The sequence below is a fragment of the Candidatus Propionivibrio aalborgensis genome, from assembly GCF_900089945.1.
In the GTDB taxonomy this organism is placed as follows: Bacteria; Pseudomonadota; Gammaproteobacteria; order Burkholderiales; family Rhodocyclaceae; genus Propionivibrio; species Propionivibrio aalborgensis.
Genome location: NZ_FLQY01000094.1, coordinates 1 through 7,598, shown reverse-complemented (window position 1 = coordinate 7,598; position 7,598 = coordinate 1). Strand labels below are relative to the sequence as shown.

Sequence of the window (7,598 nt, the reverse complement as noted above, 5' to 3'; positions counted from 1 at the left end):
TCCGCTTTCGACGAAGGGCAATTCTAGCATCCGGTCATGGCGGCATCGGTGTTGGTCCGCACCATCGGGTCACGCGGCGATAGCAGTATTCGGCTATGATTCTCGCGCCGCAGGCCGGTCGACCTCGAACGCAGTGTCCACAAAGCTCGTACCGGCCAGAATTTTTACCAAGAAGAAGATCGTTCATCGTACAACCATGCTCTTACTCAAACTCGTCATATTGCTGCTGATCAGCTCGGTCGCTCTGGGATGGCTGGCCCGGCACTTCAAGTTTCCATACCCGATCGCGCTGGTTGTCGGCGGGCTCTTGCTGGGGTTCCTGCCCAAGCTGCCGCAGTTCCCATTCAATCCGCAGTTGATTCTGGTCGTGGTCCTGCCACCCATCCTGTACCAGACGGCGCTGCTGACTTCGTGGAGCGACTTCAAAGCCAATATTCGCCCGATCGGTCTCCTCGCGATCGGTTTGGTGATCGTGACTACCCTGGCAGTGGGTGCCACGCTAAAGCTGCTGGTGCCCGGTGTTCCCTGGGCAGTGGCCTTCATTCTGGGGGCCATCGTCTCGCCGCCCGATGCCGTCGCGGCAACCGCCATCCTCTCAAGGCTGAATATCCCGCGCCGCATTGTCACGCTGCTTGAGGGCGAAAGTCTGGTGAACGATGCCTCCGGCCTGGTGATCTACAAATTCGCCGTCGTCGCGGCGCTGACCGGGACCTTCTCTCTGCTTGACGCGAGCATTCAGTTTTGTGTCGTGGCGCTTGCCGGCATTGCGCTGGGCCTTCTGTTTGCCTTTGTGTTCATGGCCATTCACAAGCGTCTTGGCGACCCGTTCATCGAGGTGCTGACCTCGCTTGTCGTGCCCTACACGGCCTATATCACCGCCGAGTCGATTCATGTTTCCGGTGTTCTGGCCGTCGTGGCGGCGGGGCTCGTACGCGGGCGGTATGCGCCGGAAATCGTGTCCGCCGAGATGCGCATCATTGCCCGCTCCGTCTGGAATCTTTTCGTCTTTCTGCTCAACAGCCTGGTCTTCATCCTGATTGGCATCCAGATGTCCGACGTGGTGGAAAAACTGGCCCATTTCTCGCCGCTGGAACTGATTGGCCTGGGCACCGCGGTCAGCGCTGTGGCCATCATCATCCGTTTTGCCTGGGTCTACCCTGTGGCCTATTTGCCGCGCTGGCTGAGCGGCAGTTTGCGCGATGACGAACCGGCATTGCGCAAGCGCGAATTGGGCATTATCAGCTGGTGCGGAATGCGCGGCATCGTTTCACTGGCGGCCGCACTGGCTCTACCCTTTACTTTACCCAATGGCCATCCCTTTCCGTATCGCGACCTGATTGTCTTCCTTTCGTTTTTCGTGATCGCAGTCACGCTCATCGGACAGGGGCTGACCCTGCCGGCCCTGATCCGCAAACTCAAGGTGGGTTCCAAATGGAATATTCTGAACGAGCAGCGGCGCGTGCGCGCGGCAATGAGCTCGGCGGCGCTATCCGCCATCGATCAGATCATGGCCCGGGAAAGTGCTCCGGCAGAGTGGGCGGATTTGCTGCGGGCTGAAATACTCGACCGAATCACGCTGGCTGCACCCGACGGCGTGGAAGTCCAGCCGCGAACCGAGTTCATGTCACGCCTGCGCCTCGCGGCAATTCTGGCCGAGCGCAAGGAGATGATCCGCATGTGGCAGGATAACGAAATCAGCGATGAAGTGATGCGCCACCTGGAGGAGGTTCTGGATTACCAGGAAGCGCATTTGTAAATTACGGTTTTTTCTCTTCCGTTGGCTGGCCGTTCTTTGATTGGGCAATGTCGAGCTCTCTGGCCTTGGCTGGCGTAATGATATCGAACAGGTTGACCACTTTCTTCACGCCTCCGGTCGTGCGCGCAACTTTGATCGCGGCATCGGCCTCCGGTTGAGTAACCAAACCCATCAGATAGACAACGCCGGCTTCAGTGACGACCTTGATGTGCACCGGATTGAATTTTCCCGTATCGAGCGAGCGGCTCTTCACCTTGGAGGTGATGAAGGAATCATTGCTGCGATCCGAGAAAGAACTGACCGGGCCGACCGCGAGTTCGTTGAGAACGGCAGCGACGTTGGGTACCAGGGAAACGATACGCTCGGCTTCAGCCTTGTCTTCGGCCGAATTGACTTCGCCGGTCAACAGCACCTTGCGGTCATAGCTTGTGTAGTTGATGTGCGCCGTGTCCCCGAGCTTCTCGCTTACGCGGGCGCTGGCCTTCCATTCAATGGTTTCGTCTTCGGTTTGCGTACCGAGCGACCGCCGATCCATAGTCGCCAGAGCGCCGGCCGTGGCGCCGGCGACAACCGCGGGCACGCAGCCCTGCAGAGCGGGAAGGATGGTCGCGCCAAGCAAGACGCCGACAAGCATGTGTTTTCTCATTCTTCAACTCCTAAAAGCAGACAGTCAATACCATCGCACAGGCAGTGGATGGTCAGCAGATGAACTTCCTGAATGCGTGCCGTACGATCCGAAGGTACGCAAATGTGTACATCGGTTTCGCGCAATAACTCGGCGATTTCGCCGCCACCCTTGCCGGTCATGGCGACGACGCGTAGCGCGTTATCGTGCGCGGCGTGAATGGCTTCAATGACGTTGGCCGAGTTGCCCGACGTCGAGATGGCCAGCAGCACGTCGCCCGGCTGGCCAAGCGCGCGCACCTGCTTGTCAAAAATGGCCTTGAAACCATAATCGTTGGCGAGTGCAGTCATGATCGAGCTGTCGTTGGTCAGCGCAATGGCCGCCAGCCCCTGGCGTTCCGTTTCGAATCGCCCCACCAGTTCGGCCGCAAAGTGCTGCGCATCAGCGGCCGAGCCTCCGTTGCCGCAGGCGAGGATCTTGCCATTGCCGAGCAGGCAACTGACCATCAACTCAGCGGCCTCGGCAATCGGTGCAGAAAGGATTTCGATGGCGTCGAGCTTGGTCTGGGCGCTGTCCTCGAAGTGCTGGCAGATGCGTGAAATCAAATCCATAGTGTTCGCTACTTGTAACGTGAGACAGGCGCCCAGTCTAACATCAGAGGATAAGGTAGACCTCAAACTCGACGCGCTTCCAGGGGTCCGGGTCGTCGCGCAGCACTGAAACATGTGCTTCCAGCTTTTCTCCAGCATCCAGCGCCCGCGCTACGGCACGGTTTTCGGCACGCGGTACATAGCCGAGTTGGTGACCGTTCCAGTCGACCCGCACCGCGTTGCGATCATGACGGTTGTCTGGCTCGCGGGTGAGCGTCAGACGGTCTCCCGGCTTGATTTTGTTCCACATTTTTGCCGCGGAATAGTACTGGCTGCCAGCCAGCGGCGAACTCTGAACCAGTATCTTGATCGACTCGGCGCAAGCCAGCGATGCGATCAACAGGCCGGCGAAGAGCAGACCGACGATTGGCAGGCTAGTCCGCGGCAAACGCATCACGAATCCATTCGATGTTGTTTTCAGTGTTTTCAGCCAGCAGCACGCAGTCGAAGCGGCAATCGCATTCTGTTTTGGCGTGTAGCACTAGATAGTGCTTGGCGGCAAGAATGATGCGCCGCTGCTTTGCCGCCGTAATGCTCGCGCCTGCGCCGCCATAGTCGGCGTTGCGACGCAGACGTACCTCGACAAAGACGAGCGCTTTCCCGTCGCGACAAACCAGGTCGATTTCACCACCGCGACAGCGAAAGTTGCGCACCAATACGGTCAGTCCGCGTTTTTCGAGAAAACGTGCCGCCAGATCCTCGGCGAGTTTGCCGGTGACGTTGCCCGTGTTGTACGCATTGCTCGTGGTATCGTTGCCTCTCACTGATTTCGCGACCGCCATGACAGAAGAATCACTCGCATTATACGTAGTGCCAACGCCGCTCGGGAATCTGGGCGACATGACGCAGCGCGCCATTGAAGTCCTGCGCCAGGTGCCTTGGGTTGCCGCCGAGGATACTCGCCATAGCGCACCTCTGCTCAAGCATTTCGGCTGTAACGCCAGGTTGTTAGCGGCACACGAACATAATGAGGAAGCTGCCGCGCAGCAGGTGATCGAACACCTGGCCAGCGGCGAGTCGGTGGCACTGGTATCCGATGCCGGCACGCCGGCCTTTTCCGACCCCGGTGCGCGACTGGTGGCGCGGGTGCGCGCAGCCGGTTTTCGCGTTGTGCCCTTGCCGGGGCCTTGCGCTGCCGTGACCGCGCTATCGGCCTCGGGCCTTGCCGAGCCGCATTTTCTGTTCTATGGCTTTCTGCCGGCCAAGGCAAAGCAACGGGAGGACGCACTGCGCGGCCTTTCCGCTTTGCCTTTTGCACTGATTTTTTACGAGGCGCCGCATCGTATTCTAGAGACAGTCGAATCGCTGGCTTCCGTTCTGGGGCCGCATCGCACCCTGATCATGGCGCGCGAACTGACCAAGCTGTTTGAGACGATTCACAGTTGCTCGCTCGGCGAAGCGTACGAGTGGATGACGGCGGATGCGAACCGCCAGCGGGGTGAATTCGTACTGCTCGTCTCCGCCGCGAAAGCAACGGGGGACGACGGTGAAGGCGAGCGGGTTCTCAGGTTATTGCTCGATGAAGGGCTGCCGGTAAAGCAGGCGGCAAAGCTGACGCACTCGATAACCGGAGCGGGGAAGAACGCGATGTACGATCTGGCGTTGTCGTTGAAGCATGCTGCGGACGATACCGGCGGCTGAATCATCTAGAATCGGCGTATACAACCACAGGGTTTCACGATGCGAATCACCTCCCCAATCACCCTCACCCGCCCCGACGACTGGCACCTGCATTTGCGCGACGGCGAAGCACTCGCTGCCGTTCTGCCCGATAGCGCGCGCCAGTTCGCGCGCGCCATCGTCATGCCCAATCTGCGCCCGCCGATCACGGCCGTCTCGGCTGCCGCCGAGTATCGTCAGCGCATACTTGCCAGTCTGCCCGCAGGCATGAATTTCCAGCCGCTGATGACGCTGTATCTCACCGACAACACCCCGGCCGACGAGATCCGCCGGGCGCTGGAAAGCGGTTTCGTGCACGCGGTAAAGCTCTATCCGGCCGGCGCTACGACCAATTCGGATGCCGGGGTAACCGACATCAATCTGTGTGACGCCGTGCTGGCCGAGATGGAGAAGCTCGGTTTGCCGCTGCTCGTCCATGGTGAGGTGACCGATCCGGCAATCGACCTATTCGACCGCGAAAACGTTTTCATTGAGCGCGTGCTGCAACCGCTGCTCTTGCGCCATCCGGGTTTGCGCGTGGTGTTCGAGCACATCACGACGAAGGATGCGGTGGAGTTTGTTCTATCCACCGGCGCCAATGTGGCGGCAACCCTCACTGCGCACCATTTGCTCTACAACCGGAACGCCATCTTCAACGGCGGCATTCGACCGCACTACTATTGCCTGCCCGTGCTGAAGCGTGAAACTCATCGTCAGGCACTCGTACGCGCAGCGACTTCCGGCAGCAGTAAATTCTTTCTCGGCACCGATTCGGCGCCACATGCACTTGCCACCAAAGAGAACGCATGCGGATGCGCAGGGTGCTACACCGCGCATGCAGCCCTTGAACTCTACGCCGAGGCCTTTGACGCGGCGGATGCGCTCGACCGGTTGGAAGCCTTTGCCAGTTTCAATGGTGCAGATTTCTATCGGTTGCCGCGCAATGCCGGTACAGTGACACTGGAAAAGCAGACGTGGGTGATACCGGAATTCATCGAGTACGCTGGCGGCGACAAACTGGTGCCGCTACGCGCCGGCGAGTCGGTACACTGGAAGCTCGTTGGCTGAGAATGTTGGCTGAGTACTGATTTGATCGTTTCGGGAGGTTTTCCGTGGTTTTCTCAAGAGTTGCACCCAGATGGCTACCATTTCTCCTGTTGCCGTTTCTTGCGGCCTGTTCCGACCAGCGTGCAAGCTTTGAAATCAAGGGTAGCGCCCATGCGCTTACCCTGATCAGGGTGACTGGCATGCCGTGGGCAAAAATGGCGAAGTACGACATCGTTGCGGCGCGCATGCCCGATTGCATGCGGCGGCACGCGATGCCGGAAGCCGGGCTTGATGCGAAAGTGGAAGTTTACTCGCCAGGAAACGACGCCTGGATTCTCAAGCAGGACGGGCGCATGTTCGTTGTCGAAACCCGTACATGTGAAGGGTTTGCCAATCTCGACAAGGCGCCTGAAAGCGGTTTGGGGCCGCTGATGGGCACCTTTGAAATGCGCAAGGATACGCTCGTCTTCGTCGCCGCGCCCAAGGTCGAAGCGCCTGCAACATCTGCACCTCCGCCGGCCGCCGAGCCCGCGCCGGCAACGAACTGAACCCTGTATTCGCGACAGCGTATAATCAGGCCGGGAAGTCGGTCAGGCAACCGCTGGGCGAAAGGTGAGCACTTCGGTGCAAGCCTGAGCCGAGAGGAAAGTCCGGGCTTCACAGAGCAGGATGCCGGCTAACGGCCGGGCACCGTGAGGTGACGGAAAGTGCAACAGAGAACAGACCGCCTAAGTCCGGGGCAACCCGGGCCGGCAAGGGTGAAACGGCGAGGTAAGAGCTCACCGCGGACGTGGTAACACGGACGGCACGGCAAACCCCATCCGAAGCAAGGCCAAATAGGGAAGCGCATGGCGTGGCTCGCGCCGCTTCCGGGTAGGCTGCTTGAGCGTACTGGCAACAGTGCGCCTAGAGGAATGGTTGTCCACGACAGAACCCGGCTTAACGACCGGCTTCCCCCTATTTCCATCAGCGTTCCACCTGCCGCACATCTGCCGCAGATTCGCAAATCGTCGCTTTGGCGTCTTTGAGAAGAGAGCTATCCGTAATCGGTGATTCATTTGCGCTTGCGCAATGCACAATGTTGGCGGGATGCCCATTCAGCGGTCTCAGTTCGGCGATGAGGGGACGCTCGGGATTTTCCTCAATTGCAGACAATCAACCGTGGCCTTCCTCCATACCGGCCATTGCCTAGCGAGGGCGTCCCGCGCAATTTGAGAGCACAGCAGACAGAGCCTCCGCACCAAGTGCCGCCGATTTCTACTTGAACTGCGCAATCATGATTCTCATCACTTGATTCGGCTCTGCAAAACGCTCAAACAGCCTCGTTAAGCATCGCAGTGGTCGGCTCCCCGAAGCTCATGTCTTCTGTTCCGATTCAGCAAGAAGTCTAGCCACGATTGGTTTCGCCTTGTCATACATCTCTTGAGTGCCAAAGCGCGCCTCCAACCGTTCGATTCCTCTGCTTAGTGATGGGGCTATGGCCACGCTAGCCTGATCCAAACTTAAATTGGACTGCTCAAGAGATGCCAAGAACTCCCGTGATGAACCTTTGACGCCATTCTCCAAAAGATAATAGAACGTATTTTTAGGAATTCCGTTGTGTGCCGCGAGCCTATTCCCGAACGCGCGGCCAGATCCAATGCCGTAGCGTCTCCAAAAAAAGACAGCCAGTGCAACCAGAATCAAGAATCCTATGACTGCCTGAATATGTACCAAGGTTCCGATTTCCTCCTGAAGGTATTGCAATGATGAGCGTTGCGGCTCTCGCCGTGGTTCCTGTCCCAATGCCTAACTTTGTATTATTGCTTCGGCCCGATGAAGTATTAAGCGGCATACCTGACGCGCCGGTCTTGGAAGTAGC

9 protein-coding genes and 1 other RNA gene are annotated in these 7,598 nt (G+C 58.7%); 5 read left to right on the top strand and 5 right to left on the bottom strand.

Annotated features, from left to right (window positions below):
- Window positions 1–196 precede the first annotated feature (196 nt).
- Entirely contained in the window at window positions 197–1,756 is a 1,560-nt protein-coding gene (locus tag PROAA_RS05875; RefSeq protein WP_186410448.1) for a Na+/H+ antiporter, read from the top strand.
- Between the two features lies 1 nt (window position 1,757).
- Here the strand turns inward: PROAA_RS05875 and PROAA_RS05870 are convergent, their stop codons facing one another.
- From PROAA_RS05870 to PROAA_RS05855, 4 genes are read right to left on the bottom strand one after another with little or no spacing between them, the layout of a single operon-like run.
- A complete protein-coding gene (locus PROAA_RS05870; RefSeq protein ID WP_186410447.1) occupies window positions 1,758–2,402 on the bottom strand; it encodes a BON domain-containing protein in 645 nt (214 codons plus the stop codon).
- Window positions 2,399–2,992, bottom strand: a complete 594-nt coding sequence (locus PROAA_RS05865; RefSeq protein ID WP_186410446.1) for a phosphoheptose isomerase — start codon at window positions 2,990–2,992, stop codon at window positions 2,399–2,401. The genes PROAA_RS05870 and PROAA_RS05865 overlap by 4 nt, the downstream gene beginning before the upstream one ends.
- Before the next feature lie 43 nt (window positions 2,993–3,035).
- Complete coding sequence (locus tag PROAA_RS05860) at window positions 3,036–3,425, bottom strand: HIRAN domain-containing protein (RefSeq protein ID WP_186410445.1); 390 nt, start codon at window positions 3,423–3,425, stop codon at window positions 3,036–3,038.
- Entirely contained in the window at window positions 3,406–3,813 is a 408-nt protein-coding gene (locus PROAA_RS05855; protein ID WP_186410444.1) for a YraN family protein, read from the bottom strand. Before PROAA_RS05855 ends, PROAA_RS05860 begins: the two co-directional genes overlap by 20 nt.
- On the opposite strand from PROAA_RS05855, the gene rsmI reads away from it, so the two are divergent.
- The 4 genes from rsmI to rnpB all read left to right on the top strand — a co-directional run bounded on the left by rsmI (window position 3,812) and on the right by rnpB (window position 6,695).
- Complete coding sequence (rsmI, locus tag PROAA_RS05850) at window positions 3,812–4,672, top strand: 16S rRNA (cytidine(1402)-2'-O)-methyltransferase (protein WP_186410443.1); 861 nt, start codon at window positions 3,812–3,814, stop codon at window positions 4,670–4,672. The genes PROAA_RS05855 and rsmI overlap by 2 nt on opposite strands.
- Window positions 4,673–4,711: 39 nt before the next feature.
- A complete protein-coding gene (pyrC, locus tag PROAA_RS05845; RefSeq protein WP_186410442.1) occupies window positions 4,712–5,758 on the top strand; it encodes a dihydroorotase in 1,047 nt (348 codons plus the stop codon).
- 44 nt (window positions 5,759–5,802) lie between these two features.
- Window positions 5,803–6,285: a hypothetical protein gene (locus tag PROAA_RS05840; RefSeq protein ID WP_186410441.1), complete on the top strand. Its 483-nt coding sequence runs from the start codon at window positions 5,803–5,805 to the stop codon at window positions 6,283–6,285.
- A gap of 34 nt (window positions 6,286–6,319) precedes the next feature.
- An RNA gene (gene rnpB, locus PROAA_RS05835) (RNase P RNA component class A) lies at window positions 6,320–6,695 on the top strand.
- Window positions 6,696–7,093: 398 nt separating this feature from the next.
- On the opposite strand, the gene PROAA_RS05830 is transcribed toward rnpB, so the two are convergent.
- Window positions 7,094–7,453, bottom strand: a complete 360-nt coding sequence (locus PROAA_RS05830) for a hypothetical protein (RefSeq protein ID WP_222102128.1) — start codon at window positions 7,451–7,453, stop codon at window positions 7,094–7,096.
- Between the last annotated feature and the right edge of the window lie 145 nt (window positions 7,454–7,598).

Coding starts and splice junctions, on each gene's coding strand:
- PROAA_RS05860 (WP_186410445.1), bottom strand. CDS start 3,425: ATGCGTTTGCCGCGGACTAGCCTGCCAATCGTCGGTCTGCTCTTCGCC.
- PROAA_RS05875 (WP_186410448.1), top strand. CDS start 197: ATGCTCTTACTCAAACTCGTCATATTGCTGCTGATCAGCTCGGTCGCT.
- PROAA_RS05870 (WP_186410447.1), bottom strand. CDS start 2,402: ATGAGAAAACACATGCTTGTCGGCGTCTTGCTTGGCGCGACCATCCTT.
- rsmI (WP_186410443.1), top strand. CDS start 3,812: ATGACAGAAGAATCACTCGCATTATACGTAGTGCCAACGCCGCTCGGG.
- PROAA_RS05865 (WP_186410446.1), bottom strand. CDS start 2,992: ATGGATTTGATTTCACGCATCTGCCAGCACTTCGAGGACAGCGCCCAG.
- PROAA_RS05855 (WP_186410444.1), bottom strand. CDS start 3,813: ATGGCGGTCGCGAAATCAGTGAGAGGCAACGATACCACGAGCAATGCG.
- pyrC (WP_186410442.1), top strand. CDS start 4,712: ATGCGAATCACCTCCCCAATCACCCTCACCCGCCCCGACGACTGGCAC.